The organism is Streptomyces malaysiensis subsp. samsunensis, from assembly GCF_024519315.1.
GTDB lineage: Bacteria > Actinomycetota > Actinomycetes > Streptomycetales > Streptomycetaceae > Streptomyces > Streptomyces malaysiensis.
Genome location: NZ_JANIIC010000072.1, coordinates 16005 through 33080, shown reverse-complemented (window position 1 = coordinate 33080; position 17076 = coordinate 16005). Strand labels below are relative to the sequence as shown.

Annotated in this window: 16 protein-coding genes and 3 pseudogenes; 9 read left to right on the top strand and 10 right to left on the bottom strand. The window is 67.4% G+C overall.

All coding sequences use genetic code 11. The features are described from left to right. Window positions 1-81: 81 nt before the first annotated feature. Window positions 82-666 (bottom strand): helix-turn-helix domain-containing protein, encoded by a 585-nt coding sequence (locus NQU54_RS40820; RefSeq protein ID WP_257635398.1) that lies wholly within the window; start codon window positions 664-666, stop codon window positions 82-84. Between the two features lie 368 nt (window positions 667-1034). Here NQU54_RS40820 and NQU54_RS40815 point away from each other — a divergent pair, with 368 nt between their 5' ends. Beyond that, complete coding sequence (locus NQU54_RS40815) at window positions 1035-4364, top strand: SpoIIE family protein phosphatase (RefSeq protein ID WP_257635397.1); 3330 nt, start codon at window positions 1035-1037, stop codon at window positions 4362-4364. A 114-nt stretch (window positions 4365-4478) separates the two neighbouring features. Beyond that, window positions 4479-4891, top strand: a pseudogene (locus NQU54_RS40810) (transposase); the annotation flags it as partial. A gap of 299 nt (window positions 4892-5190) precedes the next feature. Here the strand turns inward: NQU54_RS40810 and NQU54_RS40805 are convergent. From NQU54_RS40805 to mftG, 6 genes and pseudogenes are all read right to left on the bottom strand, one after another. Next, the gene (locus NQU54_RS40805; RefSeq protein ID WP_257635396.1) at window positions 5191-5454 is read right to left on the bottom strand and encodes an IS30 family transposase; all 264 of its coding nucleotides are present in this window, start codon (window positions 5452-5454) and stop codon (window positions 5191-5193) included. 40 nt (window positions 5455-5494) lie between these two features. Next, window positions 5495-6019 (bottom strand): IS30 family transposase, encoded by a 525-nt coding sequence (locus NQU54_RS40800; RefSeq protein WP_257635412.1) that lies wholly within the window; start codon window positions 6017-6019, stop codon window positions 5495-5497. 89 nt (window positions 6020-6108) lie between these two features. Next, window positions 6109-6201, bottom strand: a pseudogene (locus NQU54_RS40795) (hypothetical protein); the annotation flags it as partial. Then, a complete protein-coding gene (locus NQU54_RS40790; protein WP_257635395.1) occupies window positions 6198-6350 on the bottom strand; it encodes a hypothetical protein in 153 nt (50 codons plus the stop codon). The pseudogene NQU54_RS40795 and the gene NQU54_RS40790, both read right to left, overlap by 4 nt. Before the next feature lie 324 nt (window positions 6351-6674). Continuing rightward, on the bottom strand, window positions 6675-6869 hold the full coding sequence (locus tag NQU54_RS40785; RefSeq protein WP_257635394.1) for a hypothetical protein: 195 nt from the start codon (window positions 6867-6869) through the stop codon (window positions 6675-6677). Window positions 6870-6973: 104 nt separating this feature from the next. After that, window positions 6974-8518 (bottom strand): mycofactocin dehydrogenase MftG, encoded by a 1545-nt coding sequence (gene mftG / locus NQU54_RS40780; protein WP_257635393.1) that lies wholly within the window; start codon window positions 8516-8518, stop codon window positions 6974-6976. A 180-nt stretch (window positions 8519-8698) separates the two neighbouring features. Here mftG and mftA point away from each other — a divergent pair, with 180 nt between their 5' ends. Genes mftA through mftF form a run of 5 tightly spaced genes read left to right on the top strand, consistent with a single transcriptional unit; the run spans window position 8699 to window position 13771 of the window. Beyond that, the gene (gene mftA, locus NQU54_RS40775; protein WP_257635392.1) at window positions 8699-8842 is read left to right on the top strand and encodes a mycofactocin precursor MftA; all 144 of its coding nucleotides are present in this window, start codon (window positions 8699-8701) and stop codon (window positions 8840-8842) included. Between the two features lie 22 nt (window positions 8843-8864). Next, the gene (gene mftB, locus NQU54_RS40770; RefSeq protein ID WP_257635391.1) at window positions 8865-9140 is read left to right on the top strand and encodes a mycofactocin biosynthesis chaperone MftB; all 276 of its coding nucleotides are present in this window, start codon (window positions 8865-8867) and stop codon (window positions 9138-9140) included. After that, a complete protein-coding gene (gene mftC, locus NQU54_RS40765; protein ID WP_257635390.1) occupies window positions 9137-10369 on the top strand; it encodes a mycofactocin radical SAM maturase in 1233 nt (410 codons plus the stop codon). Before mftB ends, mftC begins: the two co-directional genes overlap by 4 nt. Window positions 10370-10403: 34 nt before the next feature. Next, on the top strand, window positions 10404-12347 hold the full coding sequence (gene mftD, locus NQU54_RS40760; RefSeq protein ID WP_257635389.1) for a pre-mycofactocin synthase MftD: 1944 nt from the start codon (window positions 10404-10406) through the stop codon (window positions 12345-12347). Beyond that, window positions 12347-13771, top strand: a complete 1425-nt coding sequence (mftF, locus tag NQU54_RS40755) for a mycofactocin biosynthesis glycosyltransferase MftF (RefSeq protein ID WP_257635388.1) — start codon at window positions 12347-12349, stop codon at window positions 13769-13771. Before mftD ends, mftF begins: the two co-directional genes overlap by 1 nt. Here the strand turns inward: mftF and mftR are convergent. Then, the gene (gene mftR / locus NQU54_RS40750) at window positions 13746-14276 is read right to left on the bottom strand and encodes a mycofactocin system transcriptional regulator MftR (protein WP_257635387.1); all 531 of its coding nucleotides are present in this window, start codon (window positions 14274-14276) and stop codon (window positions 13746-13748) included. The two genes, mftF and mftR, sit on opposite strands and share 26 nt — an antisense overlap. Window positions 14277-14479: 203 nt before the next feature. Here mftR and NQU54_RS40745 point away from each other — a divergent pair. Next, a pseudogene (locus tag NQU54_RS40745) lies at window positions 14480-14696 on the top strand (ATP-binding protein); the annotation flags it as partial. A 469-nt stretch (window positions 14697-15165) separates the two neighbouring features. Here NQU54_RS40745 and NQU54_RS40740 read toward each other — a convergent pair. Both NQU54_RS40740 and NQU54_RS49860 read right to left on the bottom strand, forming a co-directional pair. Next, window positions 15166-15483 (bottom strand): helix-turn-helix domain-containing protein, encoded by a 318-nt coding sequence (locus tag NQU54_RS40740; RefSeq protein WP_257635386.1) that lies wholly within the window; start codon window positions 15481-15483, stop codon window positions 15166-15168. A 19-nt stretch (window positions 15484-15502) separates the two neighbouring features. After that, on the bottom strand, window positions 15503-16540 hold the full coding sequence (locus tag NQU54_RS49860; RefSeq protein WP_257635385.1) for a tyrosine-type recombinase/integrase: 1038 nt from the start codon (window positions 16538-16540) through the stop codon (window positions 15503-15505). A 186-nt stretch (window positions 16541-16726) separates the two neighbouring features. Between NQU54_RS49860 and NQU54_RS40730 the strand changes: the two genes are divergently transcribed. Then, a complete protein-coding gene (locus tag NQU54_RS40730; RefSeq protein WP_257635384.1) occupies window positions 16727-16969 on the top strand; it encodes a hypothetical protein in 243 nt (80 codons plus the stop codon). Window positions 16970-17076 lie beyond the last annotated feature (107 nt).

Sequence of the window (17076 nt, the reverse complement as noted above, 5' to 3'; positions counted from 1 at the left end):
CGGCTGTGGACATGCCAGCCGCCAGGATGAGCCGCCCCGCCGATCTTCGTCAGGGCCAGCTCGTGTTGATCGTTTCGCTGGTCAGGCCGACGGCCGGCCCGGCGCCAGCAGCCGTCCGTGGCAGGCCGCCGACACCAGCAACCAGGTAGGCACCTTCAACATCCCGAGCCTGGCCCGGGCGGCGAACGCGAACCCGGCCACTGCGCAGACCGCGTCCCGGAAAGGCGAACCCGCCGGCGCGGGCAGCACCGCGGCCGGGTCGTCCGCCAGCGCGACCAGCCACGCGGTGAACACCGCCGCCGCCCGCCCGACCCGCTTCGACCAGCACCGCAGCCAGCCCCGCACCGTCGTCACCGGCCTGCCCAGCCGCTCGGCGATCCGCCGGCAGCCCCAGCCAGCCGCGGCGAGTTCCAGCCCAGCCCCGACGACCTCCACCACGTCCGCGCGTCTGACCAGCGACAACACCGGCAGCAAGATGTGCGTCGCCTCGCAGGAGCGACACCTCGCCCGCCGCGGACGCACCTCCACCAGCCCGGCCCGCCCCCGCAGCCGCCTCGCGCGGCCCCAGCCCCAGCGGGCCAGCACCCCGCCGCAGCCCGGACACGACAACTCGCCCTCGACCAGGCGCTGTTCGACAACCGCGGTTGTCGTCTCTACCGTGACCAAAGCGCCCTCCTGTGGCGCTCGCACGGCCCTCCCGGACGCCGCCAAACGAGCGGGAGGGCCGTGATCATGTTCAGGACATGATCACGGTGCCGCCCAGCACCCAGAAGATCAATTACCTTCCTGTGAACTCTTCCCATTCGACATCATCAATGGCACAACACTGCCCGTTCGTCAGCATGTTGAGTGGCTATCTACAGAGATGTTGCTCAGGTTGAATCGGCGGTGTCCGGGCGGTCGTGACGAGTGGTGATCCCTGCGGTACGACCGCCCGGACACCGCCGATTCAACCTGAGCAGCCTATGGCGCATTCCGGAGTAGAATAGCGTTCTAGCGTGTAGGGCGCGCGCAGAAGGCGCTAGAGGTCGGCGATGGCTGGTGAGACGAAGAGGCGGCAGACCGGGAACATTCCGGATGAATGGACGACCTTCATAGGCCGTCGGCGCGAGTCCGCTGAAGTCCTTCAGCTGCTGTCGTGTTCACGACTGGTGACACTCACAGGCCCACCAGGGGTGGGGAAAACCCGTCTGGCACTGCATGTGGCCGAGCGACTAAGCAGCGCTTATGCTGATGGCGCCTGGCTCGTCGAATTGGCTGAGCTCACTGACCCTGACCTGCTGGTTTTGACCATCATACATGCAGCGGGGCTTCACAACCCAGCCGTAGGGACAATGGAGGAACTGACCGATTACTTGCGAGATCGGCAAATGCTGCTTGTTTTGGATAACTGTGAGCATTTGATCTCTCCCTGTGCCACGCTGGTGAACAAGCTTCTGCGCGAGGCCCGACGGCTGCGGGTACTGGCGACGAGCCGGGAGGCGCTGGGAATTGCTGGCGAGTACACCTTTGAGGTGCCGCCACTGTCTACCCCGGCTGCAAGAAACCCGAGCAGGATAGGCTCTCCCTCGCAGTACGAGGCTGTCATGCTGTTCGCAGATCGGGCTTCAGCAATCGCACCTGGTTTTTCCGTCACCGAGCAGAACCAGCAGACGGTCATTGAGCTTTGCCGGCGATTGGACGGACTTCCGTTGGCGGTCGAGTTGGCGGCGGGCCTGATGCGGGCGCTGACGACGGAGCAGATCCTGCGGCGCTTGGACGATCAACACCTTCTGATGACAGAGGACCACCGCGGTTCGAAGCTCAGGCATCAGACACTGCGCGCGGCCATGGACTGGAGTTATCAGCTCTGTTCGAAGCCTGAGCAGATACTGTGGGCACGTCTGGCGATATTCGCTGGTAGCTTCGATCTCTCAGCGGCCGAAAAAATCTGCGGAGACGACAAGTTGCCCCGCGACGCCCTGCTAAAGGCCTTGATAGGACTGGTCGGCAAATCCATTCTAACCAGGGAGAACGACAATTCAGGCGGCAGATACCGGATATTGGAAGCCGTGCGTCAGTACGGCCACGAAAAATTGCTCGAACGCCGAGATGATCAGATGCAGAATCGGCGGCACCGGGATTACTATCTAAATCTGGCTGAACGGTTCGACGCGCAGTTCTTTGGCCCTGATGAGGCAGCCTGGCTCCGACGGATGGAGACTGAGCACGCCAACCAAAGGAAGGCGATGGAGTTTTGCTTCCATGAACCGGGCGAAGCACGGTCAGGCCTGAAGATCGCCGGAACGCTGTGGTATTACTGGCTGACCCGGGGCGCGCTCCAGGAGGGCTGGCACTGGCTGAATCAGGGTTTGGCCATGGACAGCCACCCGAGTCGGGAGCGGGCCAGAGCGCTGTGGGTCGCCGGCAGCCTTGTTATGCATCAGGGCGAGATATCAAGGGCCCTTACGCTCCTGGAAGAGAGCCGCAGCATCGCCCGCGAAATAGGCGATCAATCCGCCGCCGCCCATGCCACGTACTTGTCTGGTGCGGCGGAGGCGTATCGCGATCATTCCCCGCGCGCGCTGGTTCTGCTCGAAGAAGGTGTTGCCCTCGAACAGGACTTGAACGAGCCGAACGCCTGCCATGCTCTTGCCGCGCAGCACACGCTGGCCTGGGCATGCCTTGTGAGCGGAGACGTCGAACGCGCCGACGCACTGCAGAATGACTGCGCGAAGAGATGTGAAGCCCTCGGCGATCGCGCGCTATGGTCATCCGCACTGATATTCTTGGGCCTCGTTGAATGGCTGCGTGGCCACACCCGGCTGGCTGAAACACAGGTACGTGACGTTGTCCGCGCCAAGCAAGATGTCCATGACTTTCTGGGATTTAGATATGCGTTCGAGGTTCTCGCGTGGATCGCGGTGACTGACGGGGATGGCCAGCGTGCTGCACGACTGTTCGGTGCAAGTGAGCAACTGTGGCGACCCATGGGGAAATTTCTCGGAGCGTTCGGCGCCTACGAGCGATGGCATGTTCAGGCGAAAGAACAGGCCCGCCGCATGCTCGGCGACGAAGCATTCCATGCCGCATTGCAGCAGGGCGCCCGGCTCAGCCTTGGCGAAGCAGCACGCTACGCCTGTGGTGAGCAGAGCCGACCGAACGCATGGCGGGACGCCACCGCGGAGGCACAAGTCCTGACCGGGCGAGAAGTTGCCGCAGCCCGCCAGCGTGCCTCGCTCCCTAGCGTCCTGCCCGCTCTGCCAGCGATAGCCGCTGCCGCCCGCTTCCGCTACAGGAGTGAACACGTTGGAGGCGACTGGTACGACGCCATCCGCCTGTCCGCAGGCCGGGTCGCGCTGGTCATCGGTCACGTCCAAAGCCGCGGCCTGGACCGCGCTGTCGTCACGGGACGCTTGCGAACCGCCGTGACCACTCTCAGCAGACTGGAACCCCCACCCGACGAGATGCTCGTACACCTAGCCGATGTCGTCTCCCACATCCTGACCGACATCGACGGCATCGACGGCTGCGAACTACGTGTCACCTGCCTGTACGCCGTCTACGACCCGACCACCGGAACGCTGCTGCTGGCCAGCGCCGGCCACCCGCCGCCGGCGATCCTCCACCCCGCCGCCAGCGACGTGCACTTCGCCGAGGTCCCCACCGGCCCGCCGCTGGGGGGAGGGCAACCCGTCCCCTACAAGAACGTCGAGTTCCGCCTACCCGACGGCAGTCTTCTGCTGCTCTACACCGGCGGACTCATCGGCCCCGAACCCGATCTCCCCCGGCTCGCCGACGCTCTCGCCCGCGCCACCGCGACCACCTCCCCCCCAGTCCGGGATCCAGACAGTTCCCCAGCCGACCACGCCCAGGAAGAAGCGACCTGGCTAGGCGGTGTATGCGAGGGCCTGTTTGAATACCTTGCTTTCAGCGGCGAGCCAGAGCAGGACGAAAAGGACAACGCCGCAGTGCTTGCCATCCGCAACCGGCGCCTCTCGGAACAAGCCGTCGCCGCATGGCACCTGCCATTCGCCCCCGAATCGGCCGGACAGGGCCGCGACCACATCCGAGCTCAGCTCGCCTCCTGGGGACACGACGAAATGATTTCAACCACGGAACTCGTCGTCTCCGAGCTGATCGGCAACTGTATCCGACACGCCCGCAGTATCGGGGCCAATGGGCAGCTAAACCTGAGACTAGTGCTCAGTGACGTTCTCACCTGCGAAGTCTCGGACGGCTCCGAAGCCGTTCCTCACATCCGCCACCCCGCCCTGCTCGACGAGTCCGGCCGCGGCCTTCAGCTCGTCGCCGCGATGACCGAACGCTGGGGCGCCCGGTACACCGCAGACGGCAAGACCATCTGGACCGAACAAGCCTTGTGATTCCCCTCGTAGCGGAGAGCCGACGTGTAAATCTAACCGCGGATCTAACGATCATGGGTGAGACGTCAAGTGACTGATACCGCCGTGGAGTTGGAGACCGTGGAGCCTGTCGAGATTGTCTCCCCGGGCAGCCTGCTCCCGTGTCCGATGAGTAGCTGGTCGCGATGCTGGTGGAGCGGGCCCGCTCGGAAGGGCTGCAGCTGACCGGACAGGGAGGACTGTTGCAGCAGCTGGCCAAGCGGGTCTTGGAGTCCGCCCTGGAGGGCGAGATCACCGATCACCTCAGCGATGAGAAGCATGATCCGGCGGGGGAGAACAACGGCAATAGCCGCAACGGCACCCGTGCCGAGACCGAGCTGACCGACGTCGTCCCGGTGGAGGTGAAGGTGCCTCGCGACACTGCCGACAGCTTCGAGCCGCAGATCGTCAAGAAGCGGCAGCAGCAGCTTGCCGAAGTCGACGAGATGGTGCTGTCGCTGTCCGCGAGAGGCCTGGCCCATGGGGAGATATCGACTCATCTCGCCGAGGCGGGGCAGACGTGTCTAACCTCGCGCATTGACGAGGCGGGCTGTCCGATAGGCGGTCAGGTAAGGGACCCAGCCCGGAGCAGTGGAACCCGGCGCCCACCCGACGCGACACTCGGGCCGCCGGCATGCCCCCCTCAACCACAAAGAGCGAAACGGTTCACCGACTCCGTCGGCGGACCGGCATGCAAGATCGAAGCTAAGCAGACCATCACCACCCTGACGGACGAGGTGATGGATGACACGGCCGAAGGGCAGTCCCGTCCGCTGGATCGCGGGTGGTTTCCAGTGATGGTTGCGATTTAACCGGATTGCAGTGCTATGCCCCAGTCTTGCATGGCCTCGGTCGGGGTGCGGTCACCGAGAACCATTCGGGGTCTGTCGTTGAGTTGGCGGGTGACGTCCCTCAGGTTGCGCACGCCGTGGCGGGAGAGGTCGGAGCCCTTGGGGAAGTATTGCCGCAGCAGGCCGTTGATGTTCTCGTTGGTCCGGCGTTGCCAGGGCGAGTGCGGGTCGCAGAAGTAGATCCGGAAGCCTGTCAGCTGTTCTATCTCCTCATGCAGCACGAGCTCGCGTCCCTGATCCCAGGTGAGGGTCCTGCGTGTCTCAAGGGGCAGGTCTGCCGGTCTGCCCGGTCAGCGCGTCGCGTATCTGGTGGGCTTTCCATCCGTCCGGCAGGTGGATCAGGCGCACGAAGCGGGTGGCCCGGTCGACCAGCGTCCCGATCGCCGATCGCTGACCGCGGCCGATGATGAGATCGCCTTCCCAATCTCCCGGCCTGGTAGGTTCGTTGACGACGAGGGGCCGGTCGTGGATCAATGTCATGTTCTTGATCTTGTTGGGTGACGGCACGCCCCGGCGCTGCTTCTTGCGTCGCGTGCGCCCGGTCCGCAGCCGGCCCTGACGCCGCCCGAGGAGCCCGGCGAACAACCCGCGGTAGATCGCGTCTCCGGACAGGCGCGCATCAACGGATCGTCGGGGTACTGCCGTGTGAGATAGCGGGAGACCTGCTGCGGTGACCACTTCTCGTCGAGCTTCTCGCGGACCGCAAAACGCAGGGGAGCGTGTTCCCGGAGCTTCTCGCTCTTGGAGCGCTGTCTGCGCAGCAGTGCCTGGTTGTGCGCCCGCCAGGGTTCGTAGCTGCCGTCGTCCTTCCTGTCCCGGGAGATCTCCCGGTAGACGGTGGACGTGCTCTTCCCGATTGCGGCGGCGATCGTGGCAGGAGGCTTTCCGGCACGCACGCCGTCGGCGATCGCGATGCGGTCGTCCTGCGTGAGGAATCGCGGTGATACCGGGGCGTCTGGGGTGATCATCCTTCCAGCTTCGATGAACCACTTCGATCCGCAGCTGGTGGATACGCCCACTTGGCGGGCGGCCGCAGCCCCTTCAGTCCCTGGCGCAGCAGCTCGAAGTACCGCTGTTTGGCTGCCGTCGGCTTGCGGTTGGCTCCTCCACGAGGCATGCGAACGATCCCCTTCCTGGGCGTTCGCAACCACCGATGGAAATCAGGGCGTCTACCCGGTCGTCTTCGTGGACGCCATCAACGTGAAGATCCAGGTTCTGTCGACGATCTTGTGATCCGGGCGGCCGAGCAGCTTGTGCCGAGTGTTCGCGACCATGCATCGAGCGCTCTCATGATGTGCTCCTGGAGCTGTTTCCGTACCTGGCCGCGTTGCTGATCGAGGAGGTCGAGTCTCGGCCGGGTGAGGTAGCCGAAAGTCTTGTGCTTACGCAGGCGGCGCCGCTTGTAGAAGGCCTTGGCCGACCGATCGTCGTCAAGGACTACTCAGGTTGAATCGGCGATGTCCGGTTCGTCGATCAGCCCGTCGAGATCCGGACCGGTGGTCGGCAGACAGCCGACGATCAAGTGCGGCCGGTACTGGATCCTCTTCAGCTTCCGCTTGATCGCTCGGGTCAGGTGCGCGAGATCAGCAGCGGACAGTTGCTCCTCATCCAGCCCGGCCGTAACGTTCCAGCCCAACGGACCTGCCCCGGTAGAGATCTGACGTCGTCGCAAACGCCAGGCTACCGAGCAGGTCCGCCTTGCTGATCAAGAAACCGAAACCCGTGAATAACCCTACCGGTTCAAGGCAGATCGTGCCGCATGGCGTCGGCCACTAGTTCGCCGATGAGGACGGCGGTCGCCGCCGGGCCACGCAGCGGGGCCATGGGGAGGATCGAGGTGTCTGCCACGCGCAGTCCGGTGAGGCCGTGGACCCTGCCGTAGTGGTCAACGGCGGAGCGGGGGTCGTCGGCGGGCCCCATCGGGACGGTGCCGCAGGTGTGCTGGGACGTGCCGAGACGACTGGCCGTCCACCGGTCCAGCGCCCGGTCGTCGTCCAGTACGCACGGTGACGGTTCCAGCAGCCTGAGGGAGACCTCTGCGAAGGCGCGGGTGGCGACCAGAGCTGCGGTCGTGCGTACCACATCCCGCAGACGGTGCCTGTCCTTCGGGGTTCGCAGATAGCCGTACTCGATGCGCGGAGGCACCGTCGGGTCGGCGGAGAGCGTGAGCAGCCGGCCGCTGGAACGAGGCGACTGGACCGACGCGAGGAAAGCCAGGGGCGCGCCGGGTACGGCCGGCGTCCCGTTGACGAGGCCTGTCATGGGGACGAGCGATTGAAGGATTTCCAGGTCTCCGGGGTATGCGCCGTCGGACGACGACAGATGCAGCGCGCCGCCGAGCCACGTGCGGGTGGGGGCCTCCAGGGGCTGCCTTGGCATCCACTCCAGAACCACCTGTGGGTGGTCGCCGAAGCGGGCGCCGACGGCTGGGAGGTCCTTGACGACGGGAAGGCCGAGGCGTTCGAGCTCGGCGCGCGGTCCGATTCCGGAGAGGTGCAGCAGATGAGGGGAGGCGAAGGCGCCAGCGCAGAGCACGACTTCGCCGGCGTCCAGGACGGTGCGCTGTCCGCCCTGTTCGACGACGACGCCGGTGGCGCGACCTCGGCTGACGACGACCCGGCGGACCGTGCAGTCGCCCTGCACCGTGAGGTTGGGGCGCTCGAGAGCGGCCAGGAGATGGCTGATGCCGGTGTTGACGCGCAGTCCGTCGATGGAGTTGGACGGCACGGGACCGAACCCGGGCGCGGACTGGGCGTTCTTGTCGGGTTCCGCGGGGAAGCCCAGTTCGCGCGCGGCCGCCTGGAACGCCGCGGCGGCGGGGTGCCTCAGCTCCGTGCGCCGGACCGCCACCGGCCCGGCGTTTCCGTGAACTTCGTCGGCGCCGTGATCGAGGTCGTTCTCCAGGCAGCGCATCATTGGAAGCAGCCGGTCGTACGACCACGCGTCGCCGCCCGCGGCCGACCACCGCTCGAAGTCGCTGCGCCGGGCCCTGACGAAATAGCCGCCGTTGACGGTGGTCGAGCCGCCGAGGAAGCGTCCCCGGGGCACATCGTATGGATGCTCGGGGGTGAGATGCACTGCGTAGGACTCGACGCCTGGGTGGCCGGGCTGCGCGCCGGGAACGAGCCGGGCGTCCAGCAGGGCGGGCGCGAAGGCGGAGATGGTCCGGGGGACCAGCCCGGCTTCGAGTAGCAGCACACTGCGGTTCGGGTCCTCGCTGAGGCGGGCCGCGAGTACGGCACCGGAGGCCCCGGCCCCCACCACCACGACGTCGGGGCGGTTCACCGGAGCGCGCCCGGCCCGGCCGAGCGCGCGGTCACGGCACAGGCCATGCGCGGCTCGGAAGGAGAACCCATGGTCACTGACCCCTTCCTTTTGACACTTGATGCCATTAGTCTCCGAGAATCATACCGGCGGCTCTTGGCCTACGACAGCGCCGTCGCTGGAAGCCATCGAGGAGGTCCCATGAACGAACTCCACCCGACCCAGACCGTCGAGGCCCCCGCCGAGGAGGCCGCCGCCGAGGAGGCCGCCGCTCCTGAGCCGTTGATCGAGGCCGACGACCTGATCGAGGAGGTCTCGATCGACGGCATGTGCGGCGTCTACTGAGCTGCCTGAGAGGACGCCTGCCATGTCGACGATGGATCTCGACCGTGCCTGGGACCTGCACCCGCAGGTCTCGGTACGACCCGAGCCGTTCGGTGCGCTGCTCTACCACTTCGGCACCCGCAAGCTGTCGTTCCTGAAGGACCGCCGTCTGCTGACGGCCGTCCAATCCCTCGCGGACGCGACTTCAGCCCGGGAGGCCTTCCTGGCCGCCGGTATCCGCGAGGCCGAACTTCCCCGCTACGGACGGGCGTTGGCCACACTTGCCCACTCATCGATGGTCGTCGGGAGGACCTCATGAAAACGACCGCGCACGGCAGCCCGCGGCTGGTCGATCTGTTCGAGTACGGCCTGGACGCCCCGATCTGCCTGACCTGGGAACTGACCTACGCCTGCAACCTGTCCTGTAGCCACTGCCTGTCCAGCTCCGGCCGCCGCGACCCGCGCGAGCTGAGCACCGCCGAGGCCAAGGCCGTCATCGCCGAGCTGGAGGCCATGCAGGTCTTCTACGTCAACATCGGTGGCGGCGAGCCCACAGTCCGCCCCGACTTCTTCGAGCTGCTGGACTACGCCACCAGCCATCACGTCGGCGTGAAGTTCTCCACCAACGGCGTCCGCATCACCCCCGAAGTCGCCGAGCGCCTGGCCCGCAACGACTACGTGGACGTCCAGATCTCCCTCGACGGTGCCACCGCCGATGTCAACGACGCGGTGCGCGGGGCGGGTTCGTACGCCACGGCGATCAGGGCCATGGAGAACCTCGCCGAGGCCGGTTTGAAGAACTTCAAGCTCTCCGTGGTGTGCACCCGTCACAACATCCCGCAGTTGGACGCCTTCAAGGCCCTCGCCGACCGCTACGGCGCCCAACTGCGCCTGACTCGCCTGCGCCCCTCCGGACGCGGCGCCGACGTGTGGGACGAGCTGCACCCGCTGCCCGGCCAGCAACGCGAGCTGTACGACTGGCTGGTGGCACACGGCGAGACCGTTTTGACCGGCGACTCCTTCTTCCACCTCTCCGCCTTCGGCGAGGCGCTCCTCGGCCTCAATCTCTGCGGAGCCGGACGCGTGGTCTGCCTCATCGACCCCGTCGGGGACGTCTACGCCTGCCCCTTCGCCATCCACGACGAGTTCCTCGCCGGCAACGTTCGCGAGCCCCTCGGCTTCGCCGGCGTATGGCGCGGCTCGGAGCTCTTCCGGCGGCTGCGTGTCCCGCAGAACGGGGGATCGTGCAGCTCCTGCGCGTTCTACGACACCTGCAAGGGCGGCTGCATGGCCGCGAAGTTCTTCACCGGGCTGCCGCTGGACGGCCCCGACCCCGAGTGCGTGCAAGGCTACGGCGAACAACTGCTCGCCCAGCGCCCGGCCCGCAGCCACCTGCCCAGGTCCGCCGTCGACCACTCCCACCGCACCACCCCGGCCACGCGTTCGAAGCCTGTGGACCTCACGCTCGTACGCCGCCGCGAGGACCTGGACGGGGCCCCGGTGAGCGACTGCGCGGAGCACCCGCTGGCCGGGCTGCGCTTCCCGTAGTCCCTCACGCCCCTCACGAGAAAAGACACATCACATGCGCAGGAATTCCTGGTTCGAGACGGTCGCCGAGGCACAGCGCCGAGCCGAGAAGCACCTTCCCAGCACGGTCTACGGCGCACTGGTCGCTGGATCGGAACGCGGCCTCACCATCGACGACAACCTCGCCGCGTTCGGTGAGCTGGGTTTCGCCCCTCGTGTCGTTGGTCATCATGCTGAGCGCGATCTGTCGACGACCGTGATGGGCGTGGAGACGGCGCTGCCCGTCCTCATCTCCCCGACCGGCGTGCAGGCGGTGCACCCGGACGGTGAGGTGGCCGTGGCGCGCGCTGCAGCCAACCGGGGCGTGATCATGGGTCTGAGTTCCTTCGCCAGCAAGCCGGTCGAGGAGGTCACCGAGACCAACCCCGACACCTTCTTCCAGTTGTACTGGAGCGGCACCCGCGACACCATGGTCCAGCGCATGGACCGGGCCCGCGCGGCCGGCGCCAAGGGGCTCATCGTCACCCTCGACTGGTCCTTCTCCCACGGGCGCGACTGGGGCAGCCCGGCCATCCCGGAGAAGATCGACCTCAAGACAATGGTCCGTCTCACCCCGAACGTCGTCACCCGGCCCCGCTGGCTGTGGAAGTTCGCCAAGTCGGGCCGGATTCCGGACCTCACCGTGCCCAACCTGAAACCCTCCGACGGCGGCCCGGCACCCACATTCTTCGGCGCCTACCACGAGTGGATGCAGACCACGCCCCCGACCTGGAACGACGTCAGATGGCTCCGCGAGGAGTGGGGTGGTCCCTTCCTCCTTAAAGGCGTCAGCCGGGTCGACGACGCCAAGCGGGCCGTCGACGCCGGTGTCACGGCTCTGTCGGTGTCCAACCACGGCGGGAACAACCTCGATACGACTCCGGCCAGCATCCGTTTCCTTCCCTCGATCGTGGAAGCGGTCGGCGCCGACGTCGAAGTCCTCCTCGACGGCGGCATCCGCCGCGGCGGCGACATGGCGAAGGCCCTGGCTCTCGGCGCCCGGGCCGTGATGATCGGACGCGCCTATCTATGGGGCCTTGCCGCGAACGGGCAGGCCGGCGTCGAAAACGTACTGGACATCCTGCGCGGCGGCCTCGACTCCGCCGTTCTTGGGCTGGGTCGCGCATCGGTTCACGAACTCTCGCCCGAAGACCTGGTCATCCCTCCCGGCTTCACCAGAACGCTGGGCGCTGGCAAGGACACCACGCCGCCGGCAGCCTTCCAAAACCGTGCGAGCCACGCCTGGCCTACCGTTCCGCCGAAGCCCCTGGTGCTGGTGCCGATCGGATCGACGGAACAGCACGGCCCGCACCTGCCTCTGGAGACGGACAGCGTGATCGCCCGGGCCGTCGCCGAGCGGGCGGCGAAGGCACTGCCCGGCCCGGCGCTGGTGGCGCCGATCCTGCCCTACAGCGCCAGCGGAGAGCACGCCCACTTTCCGGGGACCGTCTCGATCGGCCATGAGGCACTGCACTCGGTGCTCGTGGAAATGGTGCGCTCGCTGTCCCTGTGGGCGGGATCCGTGGTCTTCGTCAACGGCCACGGCGGCAACGCGGCAAGCCTGCGCACCGCCGTCTCACAGATGCGGGAAGAGGGCCACGACGTGGCCTGGACCGGCTGTGGCGTTCCAGGAAGCGACGCGCACGCCGGCCGTACGGAGACGTCGTTGATGATGCACCTGGCACCCGAGGACGTAAGCATGGACGCGGCCGTCGCCGGGGACACCCGGCCCCTCGCCACCCTCATGCCGGACCTCATTGCTCAAGGAGTCCGTGCGATCTCTCCCTCCGGCGTGCTCGGCGACCCGACCGGGGCCTCAGCCGAAGAGGGCCGCGGACTGCTGGACCTGATGGTGTCGCTCACCGTCCGCCGCATGAGCGCGGGTATCACCGACAGCCGCGGGCACCTCGTCGAGCCCGAGAAGTCACCCTCGGCCGTGGAGAGCAAGGTCGCGAACTGATGTCCATCCCACACGGATTCGTGATCGCCCTCGACCGGCACACCCGTGTCGTCGACGGCGGCCGGGCCCTCCTCGGCGGTTTCCCCACCCGCTTGCTCCGTCTGGCACCGCGGGCCAGGCCGCTGCTGTCCGACAGGACCCTGCGCGTGACGGACAGGGCGAGCGCGGTCCTGGCGGACCGGCTGCTGGAGTTCGGCATAGCCAACCCGGTCATCGAGGCGCTCCCGCCGTGCCCCGACCCCCGCTACACGGTCGTCATCCCGGTCCGCGACCGTGCTCGCCAACTCGACCGCCTCCTTGCCGCCATCGGCACGGAACACCAAGTCATCGTCGTCGACGACGCTTCGCACCGCCCTGAAGAGGTGGCCGCCGTGGCAGCGAAACACGGCGCACGTCTGGTCGCTCTGCTCACCAACCTCGGCCCCGCGGGAGCACGCAACGCGGGACTGGGACAGGTCACCACCCCCTACGTCGTCTTCGCCGACTCCGACGTCGTCCTGACCCCCGACACGATCAGGACTCTGCTCAAGCATTTCGCCGACCCCCGGGTCGCCATGGTCGTACCCCGCATCGTAGGCCTGCCGACCGACGCTCCTGCGAACTGGATCGGACGCTATGAAGAGGTCCGCTCCTCACTCGACCTCGGCCGGAACCCGGCGGCGGTACGCCCCGGTACCCCTGTCTCCTGGGCGAGTACGGCCTGTGTGGTGGCGCGCGTCGACGCCCTGAAGGACGGTTTCGACGAGACGATGAGGGTCGGAGAGGACGTCGACCTGTGCTGGCGGCTGATCGAGAACGGCTGGCGAGTCCGCTACGAGCCTGCTGTCGAGGCGGCTCACGAGCATCGGCTGCGGCTCGACGACTGGTTCCTGCGGAAAGCGGTGTACGGCACGGGGGCCGGTCCGCTTGCCCGGCGCCACCCCGATTTCATCGCCCCGGCGGTGTTCGCCCCGTGGAGCGCCGTCCTGATGGTGGCCCTGCTCGCCCAGCGACGCTGGTCGGTGCCCATCGCCGGCGCGGTCCTCGGCGTCACCGCCGTACGCATCGCCCGCAAGCTCGACGGCACCGAACACCCGTACCGGCTGGCCCTACGCCTCACGTCCAACGGAGCCGCCAGCGCCCTGAGCCAGACCTCCGCCCTGCTGACACGGCACTGGTGGCCCCTCACCGCACTCGGCTGCACGCTGTCGGGCCGTGTCCGCAGGGCCGCCGCAGTCGCCGCCCTCACCGATGTCGCTCTCGAGTACCGCACGGACAAGACGGCACTCGACCCGGTCCGTTACGGCGTCGCCCGACGCCTCGACGACCTGGCCTACGGTGGCGGCGTCTGGCTCTCCGCAGTCAAGGAGCGTTCCACGAAAGCGCTGCGCCCGTGCATCGTCCGGCCCCGCCGGAGGGTCAGTAGCGGCCGAAGCCGGCCGTGAGTTCTCGCAGGACCTCGTCCAGCAGGCGGTCGAGTTCGCTGTCCACCTCCGTCAGCCAGTGCTCGTACGCGGCGATGCAAGATGCGAGCACGGAGTGGCCGACGAGGCGAGGCAGCATGGCGGACGGTGCCAGGCAGGTCCGTGTGGCCGCGAACCTGGTGACGACCTCCCGCCACGATGCGTAGCGCAGCGTCGAGTCGGCCTGCAGGGTGGGCACCCGCAGAATGAGCTCCATGCGCTGCCGGTGCCAGGACACCTCGGCGGGGTCGAAACGGTTGAACTCGACGACGGCGTACCGCAGCGCGTCCATCATCGAAGTGGCCGGATCGGCCGAAGCCAGCAGCACCTCCAGTCTGACGAGCTGTGCTTCGAAGTCACCCCAGACGAGGTCGTTCTTCGACGCGAAGTAGCGGAAGAAGGTCCGGCGGCCTATGCCCGCAGCGGTAGCGATGTCGTCAATGGTCGTGCGGTCGAACCCCTTCCGTGCGAAGAGTTCGAACCCCAACCGCTCAAGTTCGCTTCGTGAACTGACGGGCGGACGACCCGTCCTGGCCGCCGCAGAAACACCCGTCGGCTTGTTCGGAAGCGACTGCACACGCACTCTTTCCTGTGACTACCTATACAGCTCGGCCGGCTCACAAGCGGAACGCGATAGTCGTGCCGCGCCGTCGATTCTACCGTCCATCTCGGTCCGGGCTCTCTGTGCGTAATCCCAACATCGACCTGGCCACCATCCACACCCTCGCCGGCTGCGAATGGATCAAGAAGAGCCACCCCCCTCTGCCTCATCGGCGACTCCGGCACCGGCAAGTCCCACATGCTCATCACCCTGGGCACCGAAGCCGCGATGAAGGGCTACCGCATCCGCTACACCCTCACCACGAAGCTGGTGAACGAGCTGGTCGAGGCCGCAGACGAGAACGAAGGGGCGGTCGGGGTGCTTCTGCCAGCGGGCCGAGCAGAGCCCCAGACCGGCGTGCCGGCGAAGCGCCCCGCATTCTCGGCAGACCCGCGGTGGCTGTTTGCCCTGCCGGGGCCGGGAGCAATGGCCGCACCACCCGGTCGTCTCACGGAGATAGCCCGGCTTGCCGCAGCGGGGACAGGGTTGCTGGACTGCGAGCCGGTCGCCGCGGCGGCGGCATTCCCGGCACATGCGGTTCTGGGGCGAGCGGACGGGATGGCCGCACTGTCCGCAGACGCGCGAGCAGGTGATGCACCGGCCGGTGTCCTGCTGGAGCACGCGGTCTTTGCCGCAGGACGGGCATGTCGCCTTCGCTGCCTGTTCTGTCATGCGAGCGCCGGCACCGGCAGCAGTGCTGCCGGTCGAGATAGCCGACCGGCCCGCCGCAGGTGATGCAGTCCCGTTGTTTCTTGCCCATGGAGATGTCCGCAGGTCACAAGGGCGGCATCGACCGGCCCCGGGGGGAGCCGACGGCCTTCGGGATGTCGGCGATGGGCCGAGGCGGGGTGACGGGCCGCTCGATGGGGGTGGCGTCGACCTCGATGAGGTCGTTGGGGGTGCACTCCAGTGCGGTGCACAACGCCGCCAGCGTGGTCATCTTCACCTGTGAGGGTTCCTTGGTGAACAGCGCGGACACCGACGCCGAGGACAGCTCCAGGCCGGCCCTTTCGGCCAGCAGTCGCCGCAGCTCGGTGCCGGTCCACACCTCGCGCTGGGCGGCAGCCATCCGAAGCCGCCATCGGATCTTCATGCCGAGGTGTCCTTCCCGGTCAGTTCCACCAGAGTGGTGGACACTGCCCGCTGATAGGCGTCCTCGATGAACGTCGCGGAGGGCCGTACCGCATGGTCGAGCTGACGGTCCAGTGTCCGAGCATTTGCTCGATCGCCACGAGGTCGACGCCGCGTTCGTAGTTGTGGGTCGCGCAGGCCCTCCTCAGGGCATGCGGGCTGAACCGATCCGCGGAAGGGCGCCCTTCGAGCTCCATGAGATAGCGGAGCCGGTTGCGGATGGTCCCGCGATGCAGGGCTCCGCCGGACTCGTCGGCGAACAGCACCGAAGAGTCGGGGAACTTGGGCCGGACATCCTCCAGGAACCACCGCAGCACCAGATCCAGCCCGTCGAGCATGGGCACCCAGCGCGGCCGCGGCCCGGAGGTGTGAGCCCCTTTGCCGAAACGGACGTGGAGCTTGCCGAACGGGCCGCGGCTGAAGTGCACATCCGGCCTCTCCAGCAGCGATGCCTCCTCCGAGCGGAGCCCGGCGTGATACAGGGTCCGGAACATCGCATAGTCCCGGGCGGCGGGTCCGTACTTCCTCGCGGTCGCGATCCGCTGCTTCATGAAGTCGAAGAACTCCGCCACCCGCTCCGGTGTCGGCGGCGGCACCAGGGCTGGAGAGTCGTCGCCTACATGCCGGGAAGCATTGAACTCGTCGACCGGGCAGACCAGCCGGACGCCGAACGCCGCCTCGATCTCGGCCGCCTTGCGGGCCTGCAGAAACCGGTGGAACCCCTTGAAGATCTGCACATACTCGCGCCGGGTCGAGGTCGCCCGGCCCTTCACCGCCAGGTCGCCGACCACACGGTCGATGTCCTCCGGCGTCACCTCCCACGCGGGTCGGCCCAGGGCCACCAGGGTCCGCTCCAGCAGGCCGACGTCGTTGTCGATGGTCACCGGGCTGAACCCGCGGGCCCGCCACGAGGCGACGAACGCCTCAACACAAGCGGCCTGGAACTGCCACGGGTCCGTTGCCAGGGGCTCCTCCGGAACAGCCCCGCCCGCGATGACCTGGAATCTCGCCTCGGCCACCGGCACGCCTTCCTCGCACCTGAACCGTCAAGGCAGCACCTGGGAAACAGGGGCGCCACCGCGAGAACCAGAACCTCGGAGAACCGGCCCCCCGCGCCGGGTCTCCGCCACGCCCGAACACCGAAAACGCCGGGTTAAGCCGTCGCCGCCGGATAGCTCCTGCGCCGGCCTTGGGGTCTCGTTTCGGTGACCGTCCAGCTGGGCCACGGCTTCGCCAGCGTCCGCGGGGCGCTGCCCGACACCCCGGAGACGTGTGCCGTGGCCGCCCGGCTCCCCGCGCGCGGGCTCGGCTGGGCCGTGCGTCAGGAGTCGTCCCTCGCCGTACGGCGCTGGTGGTCGGCGATAGCGATCGCGGCGTGTGCCTCCCGCCGTGCGCGACGGGCTCTGCTCAGTGCGATCGTCGTAGACAGCACGATTGCGCTCGCCTAAGCACGCCGCGACGAGACCGACGCCGGACCGACGCTGATCGTCGCTGGTCGCCGGCTCGAAAACCTCGCCTACGGCGCCGGCCTCTGGTGGGGCTGCCTCCGGCGCCG